General features: G+C 40.0%; 12 protein-coding genes. 6 read left to right on the top strand and 6 right to left on the bottom strand.

All coding sequences use genetic code 11. The features are described from left to right. Positions 1 to 38 precede the first annotated feature (38 nt). The 3 genes from JWR61_RS01655 to rplU form a co-directional block, all read right to left on the bottom strand. Complete coding sequence (locus JWR61_RS01655; RefSeq protein ID WP_301926123.1) at positions 39 to 1,721, bottom strand: DNA polymerase/3'-5' exonuclease PolX; 1,683 nt, start codon at positions 1,719 to 1,721, stop codon at positions 39 to 41. Positions 1,722 to 2,022: 301 nt separating this feature from the next. Beyond that, positions 2,023 to 2,289 (bottom strand): 50S ribosomal protein L27, encoded by a 267-nt coding sequence (gene rpmA, locus JWR61_RS01650; RefSeq protein ID WP_290336993.1) that lies wholly within the window; start codon positions 2,287 to 2,289, stop codon positions 2,023 to 2,025. Between the two features lie 107 nt (positions 2,290 to 2,396). Continuing rightward, positions 2,397 to 2,702, bottom strand: coding sequence for a 50S ribosomal protein L21 (gene rplU, locus JWR61_RS01645; protein ID WP_290336992.1), 306 nt, complete (start codon positions 2,700 to 2,702; stop codon positions 2,397 to 2,399). Positions 2,703 to 2,890: 188 nt separating this feature from the next. Between rplU and JWR61_RS01640 the strand changes: the two genes are divergently transcribed. From JWR61_RS01640 to JWR61_RS01625, 4 genes are all read left to right on the top strand, one after another. Next, entirely contained in the window at positions 2,891 to 3,691 is an 801-nt protein-coding gene (locus JWR61_RS01640) for a 1-acyl-sn-glycerol-3-phosphate acyltransferase (protein WP_301926122.1), read from the top strand. A 317-nt stretch (positions 3,692 to 4,008) separates the two neighbouring features. Then, a complete protein-coding gene (priA, locus tag JWR61_RS01635; protein ID WP_301926121.1) occupies positions 4,009 to 6,498 on the top strand; it encodes a primosomal protein N' in 2,490 nt (829 codons plus the stop codon). A 59-nt stretch (positions 6,499 to 6,557) separates the two neighbouring features. Next, a complete protein-coding gene (murB, locus tag JWR61_RS01630) occupies positions 6,558 to 7,586 on the top strand; it encodes a UDP-N-acetylmuramate dehydrogenase (RefSeq protein ID WP_301926120.1) in 1,029 nt (342 codons plus the stop codon). A gap of 47 nt (positions 7,587 to 7,633) precedes the next feature. Continuing rightward, positions 7,634 to 8,170, top strand: coding sequence for a hypothetical protein (locus JWR61_RS01625; RefSeq protein WP_301926119.1), 537 nt, complete (start codon positions 7,634 to 7,636; stop codon positions 8,168 to 8,170). A gap of 49 nt (positions 8,171 to 8,219) precedes the next feature. Here JWR61_RS01625 and JWR61_RS01620 read toward each other — a convergent pair whose 3' ends face one another. The 3 genes from JWR61_RS01620 to JWR61_RS01610 all read right to left on the bottom strand — a co-directional run bounded on the left by JWR61_RS01620 (position 8,220) and on the right by JWR61_RS01610 (position 14,306). After that, a complete protein-coding gene (locus JWR61_RS01620) occupies positions 8,220 to 9,743 on the bottom strand; it encodes an AAA family ATPase (RefSeq protein ID WP_301926118.1) in 1,524 nt (507 codons plus the stop codon). A 126-nt stretch (positions 9,744 to 9,869) separates the two neighbouring features. Next, positions 9,870 to 10,967 (bottom strand): VWA domain-containing protein, encoded by a 1,098-nt coding sequence (locus tag JWR61_RS01615; protein ID WP_301926117.1) that lies wholly within the window; start codon positions 10,965 to 10,967, stop codon positions 9,870 to 9,872. A 246-nt stretch (positions 10,968 to 11,213) separates the two neighbouring features. Further along, on the bottom strand, positions 11,214 to 14,306 hold the full coding sequence (locus JWR61_RS01610) for a DUF2723 domain-containing protein (protein ID WP_301926116.1): 3,093 nt from the start codon (positions 14,304 to 14,306) through the stop codon (positions 11,214 to 11,216). Between the two features lie 192 nt (positions 14,307 to 14,498). On the opposite strand from JWR61_RS01610, the gene JWR61_RS01605 reads away from it, so the two are divergent. Both JWR61_RS01605 and htpG read left to right on the top strand, forming a co-directional pair. Then, the gene (locus JWR61_RS01605; RefSeq protein ID WP_301926115.1) at positions 14,499 to 15,200 is read left to right on the top strand and encodes a head GIN domain-containing protein; all 702 of its coding nucleotides are present in this window, start codon (positions 14,499 to 14,501) and stop codon (positions 15,198 to 15,200) included. A gap of 93 nt (positions 15,201 to 15,293) precedes the next feature. After that, on the top strand, positions 15,294 to 17,114 hold the full coding sequence (htpG, locus tag JWR61_RS01600; RefSeq protein WP_367881785.1) for a molecular chaperone HtpG: 1,821 nt from the start codon (positions 15,294 to 15,296) through the stop codon (positions 17,112 to 17,114). Positions 17,115 to 17,136: the final 22 nt, after the last annotated feature.

Here is a 17,136-nt window from a genome sequence, read left to right as displayed (position 1 = left end):
GTTCAATTGCTTACTGTTACCATCCTGTTGGTAGCGTGCTAATTTTTGTCTGCCAGTTTCTTTTTCAATAAAAATGCTTCCAGCTCCTGCAAACTGAAACTGCTTAAATTATTTTCTTTACTCACCATGGCTTTTTGTGCAGCCAGCACGCCGCATTGAATATCATCAAAACCATCCAGCGAGTGTGCATCAGGATCAATAGAAATCAGTACATTCTTTTCAAGCGCATACTCAATATACCGCCAATCGATATCTAAGCGGCTGGGATGCGCATTCAGCTCTATTACTACGTTATTGGCTGCACAGGCATCAATAATTTTTTTATGGTCAACAGGATAACCCTTACGGCTTAATAACAACCTTCCGGTCATATGTCCCAGGATAGTGGTATACGGATTTTCAATTGCAGTGATCAAACGCAGCATGGCTTTATCCTCACTCATTTTTAAATTGGAATGTACAGAAGCAATCACCAGGTCGAACGTGGATAAAATGGCATTGCTGTAATCAAGACTGCCATCATTCAGGATATCGCTTTCAATACTTTTAAATATTTTAAACGGCGCCAGCTGCTGATTCATCTGGTCTATATACAAATGCTGCTCTTTTATCCGTTCTTCCTGTAGCCCGTTGGCATAAAAGGCGCTTCTACTGTGGTCACTGATCACCAGGTACTCAAAATCTTTGGCGATAGCCGCTTTTGCCATCTCTTCAATCGTGTAACCGCCGTCGCTCCAGTTACTGTGACTGTGAATAATTCCTTTGATGTCTTTAACCTGTAATAAAGGTGGTAGCGGAGCTTGTTTTGCCTTATCAATAACGTGTGTGAACTCTCTTTGAAATGGTGGTATATAATGGATGCCCGCACTTGTAAAAACAGCTTCCTCATTTTCACATTCCGCATAATTTATTGACTCAAATTGTTGTGAAAATGCGGTGGCAAATTCATCACTGCAACTGTTTAAAAATACCTGTTGCATAAAAGGGATTTTGTCACAGCTATACACCCTTATTTTTATACCAACTGCTGCCTGGTATAACAGGTCGTATTGGTTCTCCTCAATCAGCTCAAAGTCGTTAACCGATGCTAATTTATTTTTGATGTTATCAGTTGTATCATCAATTACCAATTGCAGTTCATGTATAATTTCCAGCTGTCTTGTATAAGCTCCGGTGAAGGCAATTTTATTTGTTAAAAATATTTTTTCAAAAAATGTTTTTACCTCATTTGCTATCAAATTTATTTGAGAAAAAAGAAAACTGCCTTTGCTTTTTAGATAAAATTCGATTGTCTCAATAACATTGTGTTGTGTTTTTTCGCCAAAACCTTTGAATAATTTTAAGCGGTTTTCTTTACAGGCATACAATAATTCACCCACGTTTTCTATCTCCATCTCTTTCCAGATGGTAGCAATTTTTTTTGGACCAATGCCTTTTATGTTTAATAATTCCATTACACCGGGCGGTGTTTTTTCAATGATTTCATCCAGTGATTTCAGCTGCCCGGTGGTTAATATTTCTATGATTTTTTTGCCTGTTGATTCCCCAATTCCTTTGATGGAAAATATTTTTTCATGAGGTGTTTCGCTTAGTTGCACGGGTAGTTTTTCAATGGTAAAAGCAGCCGTTGCATACGACTTTGCTTTAAAACTATTCTCGCCGTGAATGTCACTCAATTTAGCTAAGAGTGAGAAGGAGTCTGCTATCTGGTAATTGTCCATTCAGCAAAAGTAGTGGTAAAATTGATTATTGAATAAAGTAAACGCATTAAAATGAAAGGAGAAAAAACAGAACAATGTATGAAGGGTATACAAACAAAAAGTCCCGGCAACTTGCCAGGACTTTCTTATTAATTTCGCTTTTAAAAAAGTAGTTCTACTTCTTAGCAGCTTTCTTTGCAGGAGCAGCTTTTTTAGGAGCAGCTTTTTTTGCAGTGGCCATGTTTTTAAAATTTAATTGGTTAGTAAATAATACTTAAAAGTAAAAACATTTTTTTACCTGCCAAAAAAAACTTTAATTTTTTTACGCAACTGCCTCAACAGCATTCACTGAAATATAACTTTTATCGCCCTTTCCTTTTTTAAATTCTACCACACCATCAGTTAATGCAAAGATGGTAAAGTCTTTTCCAACACCAACATTTTTACCAGGATGGTACACCGTGCCACGTTGACGAACGATGATGTTTCCTGCAATGGCTGGTTGCCCGCCGTAAATTTTTACACCTAATCTTTTGCTTTGCGAATCGCGGCCGTTCTTAACCGAACCTTCACCTTTTTTATGTGCCATTTTTTTTAATTTTTTGTTTTAAGTTCTATGTTATAATGCTGAAGTTTAGGTAAGTAGTTTTTGTAAAAAAACTTACAACTTGTTACTTACAACTTATCACTTTTTTATTAAGCAATTTCCGTCACTTTGATGTGCGTGTAGTGCGTACGATGTCCGTGTTTTTTACGGAAGCCTTTTCTTCTTTTCATTTTAAAAGCAATCACTTTATCGCCTTGTATAAGGTCGCTTAAAATTTCTGCTTTAACTACGGCTTTTACGCCGGTGCCAATTGCAAGTGATCCAGCATTATCTGTCAGAAGTACTTCTGAAAATTCTACTTTATCACCGCTTTTACCTTCAATGTGCGGCACATACAGGCTGTCACCTGCTTTAACTTTAAATTGCTGACCAGCTATTTTTACTACTGCTAACATAATACCAAAATTTAGGACGGCAAAGGTAAGGGAAATACAATTAATCCGGCGAAATTATGACAGGGATTTTTAACAAAACGGCTAATATACACCTGTCTGGCAGCTTTTTCGCTGTTTTACAGCATGTATGCTTCAAAAACAGCCTGTTTTCTACTTAAAATAGAAAGGCATTATATTCGCTTTCTGATATGCAATATGTAAAAATTTGTTTCAAGGCGGTTTTTTCGGTGTACGGTTTGTTGGTTTTTATCGCCATTATGCTATTGCTTTTTCCCTTTGTAGTACTGGCTTCTTTTTTCGGTAAAGTAAAAGGTGGTAATATAATATATATGCTGTGCCAGTTATGGGCAGATATTGTTTTTGTATTGTGGGGCATTCGCCATACCAATTATTACGAAGTGCCGCACGACCGCAGCAAGCAATATGTATTTGTATTTAACCACGTATCCTACATGGATATACCCGTTTTAATGATGGCCATCCGCGGACAGCATTTCAGGATTTTGGGAAAAGCAGAAATGGCAAAGGTACCTGTGTTTGGTTTTTTTTACAGGAACGCAGTGGTAATGGTCGACCGTTCGGATGCACAGAAAAGAGCGAAAAGTGTGATGCAGTTAAAGAGTGTAATTAAAAAAGGCATATCAGTTGTTATTGCTCCTGAGGGAACATTTAATATGACGCATCATCCGTTAAAATCATTTTACGATGGCGCATTCAGGGTGGCTATAGAAACACAAACACCCATCAAGCCCATCTTGTTTTTGGATACCTATGATCGCATGAGTTATGCATCGGTATGTTCGCTCACGCCAGGAAAATCAAGAGCTGTTTATTTAGAAGAAGTACCTGTGGAGGGGTTAACACAGAAAGATGTAAACAGTCTGAAAGAAAAAGTATACCGGTTAATGGAAGAGAAATTGATTTTTTACAAAGCAGCCTGGATAACAAGACCTGCCGGTACAAAATCAGCAGAAGCAGGTAAGCAATAAATATTGTCCGGGCCGGGAAGCAATGTGGTGCTTCATTGGCGTCGGACGCTGGTACAATTGTTTTTGAGGCAGCATTGGCTTCCGGCATGCAGCAACTGCTTTTTTGCAAAAGGCTTAGCGATTGGTAACCTGTTTTGGATTGTAAATGTTGCCGCCTGCGATGTGGCTGAATACCTACACCCGATTGCAGTGGAAAGCCCGGAGCAACCGCGGCAGCGGTTAAGCAGGACTTGGAACGGAAAGCGGGACCACAGGTCAATTGATGATACATGATGGTGTTCAAAATGACATCATTGGGAATAATTTAAACAAGTGTATTGGATAACAGCAACGAAATAATTTTTGATAGCATAACTGTTGTACAAAAAATAAGTTTGTATGCAGAAGTGATATTGCCGCTGGCGCTGCCAACGACATATACCTATGCAGTACCGGCAATTTTCGCCGACAAAATAAAACCGGGTTGCAGGGTAGAAGTTGTGTTGGGAAAAAACAAACGTTACGCAGGCATCATAAAACTAATTACGCCAGAGGCGCCGGCATATACAACCAAAGAAATCTTAAATGTACTGGACGATGAGCCGGTGCTGTATCCCCAGCAACTGCAGTTATGGAACTGGATGAGTCAATATTATATGTGCAGCGAAGGCGAAGTAATGGCAGCTGCATTACCTGCACATTTTAAATTGAGCAGTGAAACAATCTTATTGTTTAATGAAGATTATGGCGATGATTTCAGCAGTTTAAATAACGAAGAATATTTGGTGGCGGAAGCGCTGCTCATAAAAAAGCAATTGAACCTTACGGAAGTGCAGCAGGTGCTGGATGTAACACATGTGTACCCGGTAATAAAAAAACTGATTGATAAAAAAGTATGCGTTGTTTGGGAAGCGCTGAGTGAACGGTATCAAAGCAAGAAAGAAAATTTTGTTGTGCTTAATCCGCAATACGATACCGATGCGGCGATGAGTGAACTGCTGAACAACTGGACGAAAGCGCCCAAACAAATGGAGCTGTTGCTGAGTTACCTGCATTTAATAAAAACCACCGGTGAGGTAACACAGGTTGAACTGCTTAAGAAGTCCGGCGCCACTGCGGCCCAGCTGAATGGACTTGCCGAAAAAAAAATTCTGCTGATTGAAAAGCGGACGGTTGACAGGATAAAAGCATTGCCCAAAGCAATGGAAGTAGCCTTTGATTTAAGCGCTGCGCAAGAAATCTGTTTACTGGAAGTACAGCGATGTTTTACAACAAAAAATGTGTGCCTGCTGCACGGTGTAACCAGCAGTGGTAAAACACAGATTTACATTAAGCTGATTGAAGCATATTATAAACAGGGAAAACAGGTATTATATCTTTTGCCGGAAATAGCTTTAACGGCGCAGATGATACGCCGCCTGCAATTTCATTTTGGTGGTAACATCGCCATCTACCACTCTAAATTTAATAACAATGAAAGGGTAGAGTTGTGGAACAAAATTAAGACTGGCGAAGTGCGTATTGTGCTGGGTGCACGCAGCGCCCTGTTTCTGCCCTTTAAAGACCTTGGACTGATTGTAGTGGATGAAGAGCATGATCCATCATTTAAACAGCAGGATCCGGCGCCCAGGTACAATGCAAGAGATGCGGCAGTTTATTACGGTGCTTTATTCAATGCTAAAATAGTATTGGGTAGCGCCACGCCTTCTATTGAAACTTATTACAACGCACAAAAAGGCAAATATGGTTTGGTTGAACTGAGTGAACGTTTTGGTGGTATTCATTTGCCTACTATAGAAATTATCAATACCAGGCAGGTTGCGCAAAAAGGTAAAGTAATGCTGTCGCCCCAGTTGAAAGAAGCAATTGAAAAAACAGTCGCAGCTGGAAGACAAGTAATATTATTTCAAAACCGGCGGGGCTATTCTCCTTATTTAATTTGTGGAACCTGCGGTTATTTGCCGCAATGCAAAGACTGCGATGTAACACTAACACTGCATAAGTACTCAAACAAATTGCATTGCCATTATTGCGGCACTACCTACCCTAAAATAACTGCCTGCCCCGCATGCGGTTCTGTCAACTGGATAGAGAAAAATTTTGGAACGGAGAAGATAGAAGAGATGATTGAAGATGAATTCCCTTCTTTGAAAGTTGCCAGGATGGATGTGGATTCGGTAAGAGGTAAATCGGCGCATGATAACCTGATTAAATTATTTGAACAGCAAAGAATTGATGTACTGGTAGGCACGCAGATGGTTGTTAAAGGCCTGGATTTTGAAAAGGTGAGCCTGGTGGGCATCCTGGATGCCGATGGTTTGTTGAGCTTTGCCGACTTCAGGGTGAATGAACGGGCCTTTCAGTTGATGGAGCAGGTCAGCGGCCGTGCCGGGCGTAAGGAATCGCAGGGCAATGTGTTGATACAAGCTACACAGATCAATCACCCGGTATTGCAATTTGTAAAAGAACATGACTATAAAAAATTGTATTCTTTTGAAATCAATAACAGGCAACAGTTTTTTTATCCGCCTTTTAGCAGGATTATTGAAATTACCCTGAAGCATAAAGCGAAAGAGGTGGTGGATGAGGCAGCTAATAAATTAGCGGCTGCGCTGCAAAAAAATATGAGCAATTTTGTGGTTGGTCCTGCAGCGCCTGTAGTAGCGAGAATACGCAACCAGTACCTGATGGAGTTATTAATAAAACTGCCGTTGGATACAAAGCAAATTCAGCTGTACAAACAAATCATCCGCAATGAATTTAATTTGCTGCTGGCTGAAAAGCAGTTTAAGAGCGTGGTGATGATTGCAGATGTGGATGCCAATTAAATTGTCGCCGGCAATTGTTAGCATGAATCATTTCGAGAATAGTTAAAGGATCATTTATTATGATAGCAGAGAATTTTTCACTTAAGCAGTATAATACTTTTGGTATAGATGCAATGGCACAATACTTTTCAACGTTTAATTCTATTGAGCGACTGGAAGAATTACTTGAGTTTAAGAAACCGGTAACAAGCTATGCTGTTGATACACCCTTTATACTCGGCGGTGGAAGCAATATTTTGTTGACAAAAAATATAGAAGGGCTTGTTTTAAAAAATGAAATAAAGGGGATTGAAAAAATTTCGGAAGACAGCGATGCTGTTTATGTAAAGGCAGGGGCGGGAGAGAATTGGCATCAGCTGGTAATGTACTGCATCCATAACAATCTCGCTGGAATAGAAAATCTTTCACTGATACCAGGCAATGTGGGTGCTTCGCCCATGCAAAACATCGGTGCTTACGGGGTGGAGTTGAAAGATGTTTTTCATGAGTTGGAAGCATTTCATCTTACTGAAAAAAAGGCAGTTCAATTCGGTTTAAGTGATTGCGAATTTGGCTACCGCGAAAGTGTGTTTAAAAGAAAACTAAAAAATCAATTTGTTATTACAAGCGTTACCTATCGGTTGAATAAAACACCGCATTTTAATACCAGTTATGGAGCTATTGAACAGGAACTGCATGCGATGGGTATTCAAACGCTGAGTATACAAGCGGTTTCACAGGCTGTAATTAATATACGGCGAAGTAAACTTCCAGACCCGGCCGTGATTGGTAATGCCGGTAGTTTTTTTAAAAATCCTGAAATTAATCAACAGCATTTTGATCTGCTAAAGAAGGCATTTCCTAACGTGGTGGGCTATGCGCTAAAGAATGGCAATGTAAAGCTGGCTGCGGGATGGCTGATAGAACAATGTGGCTGGAAGGGCTACCGCAGAGGTGATGCAGGTTGCCACGAAAAGCAGGCATTGGTGTTGGTAAACTATGGCGAGGCAAAAGGCAATGAAATACTGCGCCTCAGCGATGAGATTATTGCAAGTGTTCACAAAAAATTCGAAGTTGAATTGGAAAGAGAAGTGAATGTTATTGAATGATGCAAAATAAATTTGTGTTATATTTAAATTACTAATAAAACTGCTATATGAAAAAGTTACTCCTTATTTTATTTCTGGCCCCGGTTTTTAGTTCCGGCGCTTTTGCACAGGTGGATACCATTCACTTGAAAAACAATGGTGGAAGTGGTTACAGAAAAATGGTCACCGACAGACCGCCCCAGGCTCTCTATTTCGGAATTGGCGGCTCTGGCCCCATATTCTCGGTGAATTACGACCGTCGTTTTGGTAAACGGCTCAATGGGGCAGGTTTTACAGCCGGACTTGGTTTTTTTGGAGTAACAGGGGCGACTCTTTTTTCTATTCCCGTTTCTGTAAACTATTTATTCGGAAAACAAAATCATTTTTTAGAACTGGCGGCAGGTGCCACTTTTGCAACAGGCTCATCCTATGATTTTGTAGACAACGGAAGTAGCTCAGCAAGTACGGTTTTTGGACACATAAATCTCGGTTATCGGTATCAGCCCGCTATTGGTGGTTTTTTTGCCCGAACCGGGGTGAGTCCACTTTTTATCGCAGGTGAATATGTAACATCTTATTATCTGGGTTTAGGCTACTCTTTTTAATGAGTGATTCAGTTATAAAATAAAAGCCACTCAACGAGTGGCTTTTATTTTAATTAAAATCGTTGTCGTTAAAATCTTCATCACTAAAAGATTTGCTGCCCATATTAAGCATGCTGCCCATTAAATCTTTAAACTCAATTTTTCCTTCTACCACTTTTTTGCTGATCAGCGAAAAAGCTGCCAGGCCGTGTAATACAAACTCCATTAGTAAGGCGAGTTCTTTTTCATTGGCTGCCTTATGATGCTTTTTCACCAGCGCATGTAAGCCATCCACTTTGTACAGCAACTGAATTTTGTCTTCATCTTTTGTATCAAAAAATACATCCAAATGGTTACCGCCATCAAACCAGCGGGTGATGGAGCGGTAAGGATTTTCTTCTACGGAAAGATCTTTGCCTCTTTTCTTTTTTAAGGTATCGGGATTGGGGAAGTACAAAGTGAATTGTGTACGGATAGCTTTTTCCAATAAATTAAATGCTACCTGGTACGGGCCTTCCTGCTCGCCTTCGTATACCAGTTCAATTTTACCCGTAATAGAGGGGATGATACCGATCATATCGCTGATCCAAACCTGTGTTTGTTTTTCATTGTTAATGATGGCACGACGTTCCGCAGCGCTTACTGCATTTTCATAGGCAGCAATGGTAAGCCTTGCACTTACGCCGCTTTTTTTGTCTACGAACTCACTGCCTCTTGCTTCAAATGCAACCTGCTCTATCAGCCGTTTTACAAGGTCACTTACACTGACTCTCGTTGATTGATCCTCATTAATATTGGCTTCCTGTTCTGTAATAGCAAGAGATGTTTCTATTGATTTGGGATAATGCGTAAGTATCTGGCTTTCTATTCTGTCTTTCAATGGGGTTACAATGCTTCCCCTGTTGGTATAATCTTCTGGGTTAGCAGTAAACACAAACATAACGTCAAGCGGTAAACGCAGCTTAAAACCACGTATCTGTAAATCACCTTCTTCCAAAATATTAAACAATGAAACCTGTATTCTTGCCTGCAGGTCCGGTAATTCATTTATAACAAAGATGCTTCTGTTGCTTCGGGGTATTATACCGTAATGTAATACCCTTTCATCTGCAAAACTTAATTTTAAATTAGCCGCTTTAATTGGATCAATATCACCAATAAGGTCGGCAACACTAACATCCGGTGTAGCCAGTTTTTCACCATAGCGCTGGCTGCGGTGCAACCAGTTAACGGGCGTATCATCGCCATAGGTTTCGATTAAATCAACTGCGTAACGGGAGATGGGTTGTAAAGGATCATCGTTGATTTCACTGCCCGCAACCACAGGTATGTATTCATCCAGTAGTTCTGTCATTTGCCTGGCCATTCGTGTTTTTGCCTGTCCGCGTAAACCTAGAAATAAAATGTTGTGGCGGCTTAGCAACGCTCTTTCGGTATCCGGTATTACAGAATCTTCGTATCCTAAAATGCCGGGAAAGGCGTTTTCTTTCGCCTTAATTTTTTTAATCAGGTTCTCCCGGATTTCATCTTTAATGCTTCTGGAAACGTAACCGCTTTTTTTAAGTTCGCCGAGTGTTTTTATTTTATTGTTCATATTTTATTTTGCCGTCAGGGTGTTTAGTCATTGGTCCTTGATAGCGTTATTATTTTTAATTAGTTAAGTAATTATCAGGAATACCTGACTAAGAAAAGAAGACTTTGCGTCTTACCGGCAAAAGATTTAATAAACCGTTTTTCTTTTGCCGCTCTCAAAATCTTTAAAGATAAAAGCGCCTAGTTTATCCAATGAGGCGAAGAATGCTTTACCATTATTAGTTTCTGTAAATTCCTGTACAAACTTTTGCAGGTAAGGGTCAGATGCTATCATAAATGTCGTAATGGGAATTTTTAATTTTTTGCATTGTGTTGCAAGACTCATGCAACGGTTTAAAATTTTCCTGTCAACCCCGAAACTGTTTTTATAATACTTGGCGCCAACTTTCAGACAGGTAGGTTTACCATCTGTAATCATAAAAATCTGCTTATTAGGATTTCTTCTTTTACGCAGCAAATCCATCGCCAGTTCAAGTCCTGCGACTGTATTGGTATGATAGGGACCTACCTGTAAATAGGGCAGATCTTTTACTTCAATGGTCCAGGCATCGTTACCAAACACAACTATGTCCAGGGTATCTTTGGGATATTTTGTTTGAATCAGTTCACTCAATGCCATCGCCACTTTTTTTGCGGGCGTAATTCTATCCTCGCCATATAAAATCATTGAGTGAGAAATATCAATCATCAGTACGGTAGAAGTCTGGCTCTTAAAATCTGTTTCCCTTATTTCCAGGTCATCTTCATGCAACCTGAAACTTTCTGCCCCATGGTTTATTTGTGCGTTGCGGATGGATGCCGTAAAATCAATTTGCTCAAGCGTATCGCCAAATTGAAAGGGCCTGGATTCTGGATTGATTTCGTCGCCGCCACCAGGTTTAAAAGTATTGTGATTGCCCTGCTTTGTTTTCTTCAACTTACCAAAAATTTCTTCCAGGCTTTTTTTACGAATACCCTGTTCTGTTTTTGGTGTTATTTTTATTTCGCCTTTGCCTTTCTTTTCATCAATATAACCTTTATCTTTCAGGTCTTCATAAAAATCACCCATACCGTAATCATTGTCTGTAAGCTTATATTCATTATCCAGCTCATTCATCCATTGCATGGCTTCACCAACATCACCATTCGTGTAAGTGAGTAACTGCATAAAAATATCGAGCAATTGTTCAAATTTGGTTTTACTATTTTCGTTGGGGTCGTATTTTGAAAAGTTGTATCCTCTCATGATCATAATAATTTAATTAATTCCACAGATCGTACGGCAAAAAATGATGTCAAAGCCAGGGAAATTAAACCGGCCGTAAGGTAAAATTCACATGTACATTAAATATGTTTGGCTGAGGCTGATTCAATAGTATGATTAGCCGCTACTTCACAATTTACGAAACAATCATTTCATGTGGTTGGTTCGTTTGTTAAATAAAAAATCCTTTCACCACTGCTGATGAAAGGATTTTGGAAAAGAAAAAAACTATTTTTTTATGCTATCTGTTTTTTTTACAGGAGCGGTATTATTGTTAATAGTGGCAGGCACTTCTAATTGTTTTGGATTTTTATAAAACTGCTCCATTTGCTGCAGGCCTTTCAGCAGGTTGGCAGCAATAGGCATATCGCCTCTTTCCTGGTCAAACTGGGACAACCTGGTTTCATTCAAACTATTGTAATAAGTCATTTGCTGTTCCAGGTCTTTCCTTAAACTGCGGGTAACTTTTTCCGCAAGGGCGGTATCACCGGCTTTGTAACAGGCATCCAGAAACTGGTATGATACGTAATCGTGTTGCTGATAGCGGGATACCATGCCATAGCTCATGTTTTCTTCCAGCATTCCTGCATCACATTTTTCCAGCATTTTTTTAGCTTCTTCCTTTTTACCGTTTTCGGCTAAGTTGCCTGCAGCCTTGGCATAGGCCAAACGAATGCTGTTCAGGTGCCGGCGGTTTTCTTCATCAAAATACACGCCTTTAACATTGGCATTGCCAAATACAAATTTGCCCATCATCTTATCGTACACCCAGTTTTCGTTAACCTCTTTGTTCAGCACTGGAACAAGCCTGTACGTAAGTCCATCCTGGCGTAGATATTGGCCGAAACCAAGCTCATTATACTCATTTGTAAAATAAATAGGACGTTTCCATTTGTTTGCAGCAATAATATTCAAGATAGCGGTTTCTCCTTTTTGTAAGCCAGATCTTGCAGGTATATCAAACTTTACTTCGCTTACAACACTGTCATTTGCATTAACGGTACCATTGGCTTTTACCACATTGATATCAACCGGTACGAATACCTTACGGGTTGGGAAAACATTTAATATACTGCCATCTCTTGACTGTTCAACTTTTGACGGATCATCACTGCCTGCATAATCTTTCATCATGGTATACAAATCCATATACTGATTGGGATCAACGCCTGTTTTTGGAGCATAATAAATATAATCTCGTTTTGCACCTTCAATCTGATCTGCAGTCCAGATGGGGTCAATTGGATCGCTCTGATTTATTTTATACCTCAGCTGATTGATATAGGAATCGGTGCCCAGTAAACTGCTATTGATAACCCGTACATCACGGCGAATGCCTTCCACTTCCTGTGCATACCACAAGGGGTACGTATCATTATCTCCAAACGAAACTAAAATAGCATTGGGTGCACAACTTTCCAGGTAATCAATCGCCAGATCTCTTGCCAATACTTTTTTACCTCTGTCATGATCATCCCATTCCTGGCTGGCCATCAATACCGGCACAGCTAATGTACAGATGCCCGCAGCAACATAGTTAGCTACATTGGCACTCATCGCTTTTTGCAGTAATTCTTTCACATATAAAACGCCAATACCTATCCAAATGGCAAACGCATAAAAGGATCCTACGAAGGCATAATCTCTTTCTCTTGGCTGGTTGCCTGGCATATTTAAGTAAATTACAATAGCAAAACCGGTAAAGAAAAAAAGCAGGCCAACTACAAGCCCGTCCCTTTTATTTTTTTGATAATGATAAAATAAACCCAGCAAGCCCAATATCAATGGCAAAGCAAAAAGACTATTGTTCGCCTTGTTGTGTTTCATACTATCCGGCATAACAGACTGGTTCCCTAAGCGGGCATTGTCCCAGAAAGAAATGCCTGTTTTCCAGTTGCCGTCTCTCACATTACCCATCACCACACCTTGCACGTCATCCTGCTTGCCGGCGAAATTCCACATAAAATAACGCATATACATCCAGCCAACCTGGTATTGCATAAAAAAGCTGATATTGTCTGCCATGGTGGGTTTGCCGCTCCATTCTCCGGTCTTCGGATCTTTACCAATGCCTGCAAAGCTGGCGTAGTAATCCGCATGGCCCTGGTCGTTGCTTTGGTCCCACATTCTCGGAAAAACATGCAAGTCTTCATCAGCCCAGGTGGTTTCTATCTTACGGCCATTCTTTACATATTTATCTTTTCCCTTAATATAAGTATCTACGTATTGCTGGTCGGTTGGCTGCGCAGTAAAATCCTGGCCTATCACCAGGGGGAAATCTCCATACTGTTCACGTGCCAGGTAACCAACCAGGTTAACGGGGTTATCAACATTGTACATGTCAATAGCGGTATCTGCATTGCTGCGTATTAACGTGGTAAAGTAACTACTGTACCCCAGCAACATAAAGGTAAAACTCCACAAACCCAGTTTTAAAAAGTTCCAGTTTTTTTTGTTGGCCGTGCGCAGGGCGAAATAAATAGCTACCCCAAGCAATACAAAGAAAAAGGCAAACCCACTGAAAAAAGGAAGGCCGAAGTCGTTGACAAATAAAATATCGAAATTGCCGGCACCTTTAATGGTCCATTGTATAACCGCCTTTTGAATGATGCCTGTAATGGCACAACCAATTATAAAGGCAAAGAAAATACCCCAGTTGGTTGTTTTATATCTTTTAAAGTAATAGATCATTACCATGGCCGGGATGGTAAGCAGGTTTAATAAATGCACACCTATTGAAAGGCCCATGAGGTAAAAAATTAAAATCAACCACCTGTCTGCACCGGTAAAGTGCCCGGTGATGCCTCTTTTATTTTCTTCAGTTACAGCAGATTCCCATTTTACCATCGCCCAAAAAACAATGGCAGTAAAAAAGGAGGACAATGCGTAAACTTCACCTTCAACAGCGCTATACCAGAAAGAATCAGAAAAACAGTAAGCCAGCGCACCCACTGTGCCGGCGGCTACAATACTTAATAATTGGGCGCTGTTCAATTCTTCTTCCCCTTTTTGTACCAGTTTTTTGGCATAGTGGGTAATCGTCCAGTATAAAAATAAAATGGTGAAGCCGCTGGCAAGGGCACTCATCAGGTTAATACCTGTGGCGGCATGTTTTGGATCGAAGGGAGCCATAAACAACCGGCCGATTAAAACAAAAAGCGGCGCTCCGGGTGGATGGGGAATTTGTAATTTATAGGCGCTGGAAGCGAACTCACCACAGTCCCAAAAACTGCCCGTCGCTTCCATGGTCATAATATAAACAGTGCAGGCAATAATACAGATTATCCATCCTGAAATGTTATTAACACGTTTAAAATTCATATAGAAGTTAATTATAAGTGGGCAAATATAAAACTATCAACCCATTGATACACTGGGATAACAATTTTTTATGAATCAATTACAATTTTTTAATTTATATTTCTGATATAATCAATTATAAGGGGTAACTATTGCCCTACAGGTGGTTTGCAAACCAGCATTTTATTTTAAATCTTTGTAAAAAAATAGAAAATGAAACAATTCGGATTACTGGCATTAACTATCCTGATATTGAGCGCCTGCACGCAAATACATGGCAGTGGTAATATAGTTACGGAAACCAGAAATACAGGCGATTTTACTAGCATTGAAGCCGGCGGTGCTTATGAAGTGGAACTGAAAAACGGCTCGCCTACAGAAGTGAAAGTGGAGGCGGATGACAACCTGATAAAGGATATAGAAACGACAGTTTCCGGACATACATTACATATCCGCACGAGGGACGGAATTAATTTTAATAATGGTCATTATAAAGTTTATATAATTGCTCCTGAAATTACAAATATTCATAGTTCCGGAGCTGCAGACGTAGCAATAAAAAATGTGTTGAGGACCACCGATAAACTACAGCTCGAAGCATCCGGTGCTGCGAATATTAATGGAGAAATAGATGCTCCTGAAGTATCAGCTGAGGCAACAGGCGCATCCACTATTAAAGTAAGCGGAAGAACAAAAGAATATCATTCTGAGGCCTCTGGCAGCGGAACAATTAAGACGGAGGATTTGATGAGTGAGACTACCACTGCAACCGCTTCCGGCGCAGCTTCCATCCATGTGTATGCAAGCATACAGTTAACTGCCGATGCATCCGGTGCTGCCAATATTTATTATAAGGGTGCTGGCAGTGTTTCTCAAAAAACAAGCGGCGCTGCCAACGTAAAAAAAGAGGACTGAGCAATAATTGTATTTCAGTCTGCATTCGTTGTCATCTTGTCACTTTTTGATATTTGGTATTTTCTTTGACAGGTACTTCGAAAATCTTTCATCATGCAAAAAGGAAACATACGGGTACAAACGGAAAATATATTTCCGATTATTAAAAAATTCTTATATAGCGAACATGATATTTTCATAAGAGAGCTGGTAAGCAATGCGGTAGACGCCACCCAAAAAATAAAAACCCTTTCTTCAATCGGTGAAGCGAAGGGAGACTTGGGGGAACTAAAAATTGAGATAAAAATAGATGCCGAAAAAAAGACAGTCACCATTTCTGATAGAGGAATTGGAATGACTGGAGAAGAAGTTGATAAATACCTGAACCAGGTTGCTTTTAGCGGTGCGGAAGAATTTTTGGATAAGTATAAAGGACAGAATGAGAACAATATCATAGGTCATTTTGGGCTGGGTTTTTATTCCTCTTTCATGGTAAGTGAAAAGGTAGAAGTAATTAGTAAATCTTTTAAGGACGACGCGGCTGCTGTAAGATGGGAGTGTGATGGCAGCCCTGAATTTACCCTGGAAGACACGCAAAAGGAAAACAGGGGAACGGACATCGTAATGTACCTGAATGAAGAGAGCCAGGAGTTTTTGGAGCCACACAGGATTAAAACAGTGCTCGAGAAATTTTGCCGTTTTTTACCGGTCCCTATTTTCTTTGAAGACAAACAAATCAATAATCCAACCCCAGCCTGGACAAAGAAGCCTTCCGAGTTAACTACAGAAGATTACCAGAATTTCTATAAAGAATTATATCCGTTTAATGAAGCGCCTTTATTCTGGATTCATTTAAATGTTGATTATCCATTTAACCTTACCGGTATTTTATATTTTCCTAAGATTAAACAATCTTATGAAATACAAAAAGATAAAATACAGTTATACAGCAACCAGGTTTTTGTAACAGATGAGGTGAAAGATATTGTTCCGGAATTTTTGATGTTGCTACAAGGTGTAATTGATTCACCTGATATTCCTTTAAACGTTAGTCGCAGTTACCTGCAGGGCGACCCCAATGTGCGCAAGATAAATGCACATATAACAAAGAAGGTGGCTGATAAATTAGAAGAGATTTTTAAAAACGACCGGCCGGCATTTGAAGAGAAGTGGGAGAGCCTGGGCTTGTTTGTGAAGTATGGTATGATGACCGACGACAAGTTTTTGGAAAAGGCTAACAGGTTTTTGATACTACAGGATACAGAAGGCAAGTTTTTCACTTTTGACGAATACAAAATAGCCACAGAAACCCTGCAAAAAAATAAAGAAGGTAAGCAGGTTATTTTATACACTACAGATCCGGTGCAACAGGATGCATTTATCCAACAGGCGGTGGCTAAGGGATATAAGGTGGTGAAGATGGAAACTATCATCGACAACGGTTTTGTAAACCAGATGGAGATGAAGTGGGAAAATGTTCAGTTTGTAAGAGTGGACAGCGACATAACAGACAACCTGATAGACAAACAGGAAGGCGGAGAAAGTGTACTGAGTAAAGACGAGGAAGCGACATTGAAAGAACTATTCGGCGTAAAAATTCCCGAGTTAAATGTAACGGTTGAATTGAAAGGATTAAGTATTGATGCGCCACCCGTAACAGCTACCAGGCCAGAATTTATGCGCCGTATGAAGGATATGGCAGCAATGCAGGGCGGTATGGGTGCGTTTTATGCAAGCATGCCAGACGAAGTAACCCTGACTGTAAATGGTAATCATCCATTGTATAAAAATGTACTTGCTGAAAGTGATAAAGGCAAACAGGAAAAGCTGGTCCATAACCTGGCCGATCTTGCATTGCTTTCCCAGGGGCTATTGAAAGGAAACACGCTTACTAACTTCATCAACCGAAGTGTGGAGATGATGGGAAGTAACTAAAGATTCAAATTTTATTATAGTT

Source organism: Ferruginibacter sp. (assembly GCF_028288465.1).
Lineage (GTDB): Bacteria > Bacteroidota > Bacteroidia > Chitinophagales > Chitinophagaceae > Ferruginibacter.
The sequence above is the reverse complement of the archived record's forward strand: the minus strand, read 5'-3'. Positions and strand labels throughout refer to the sequence as shown.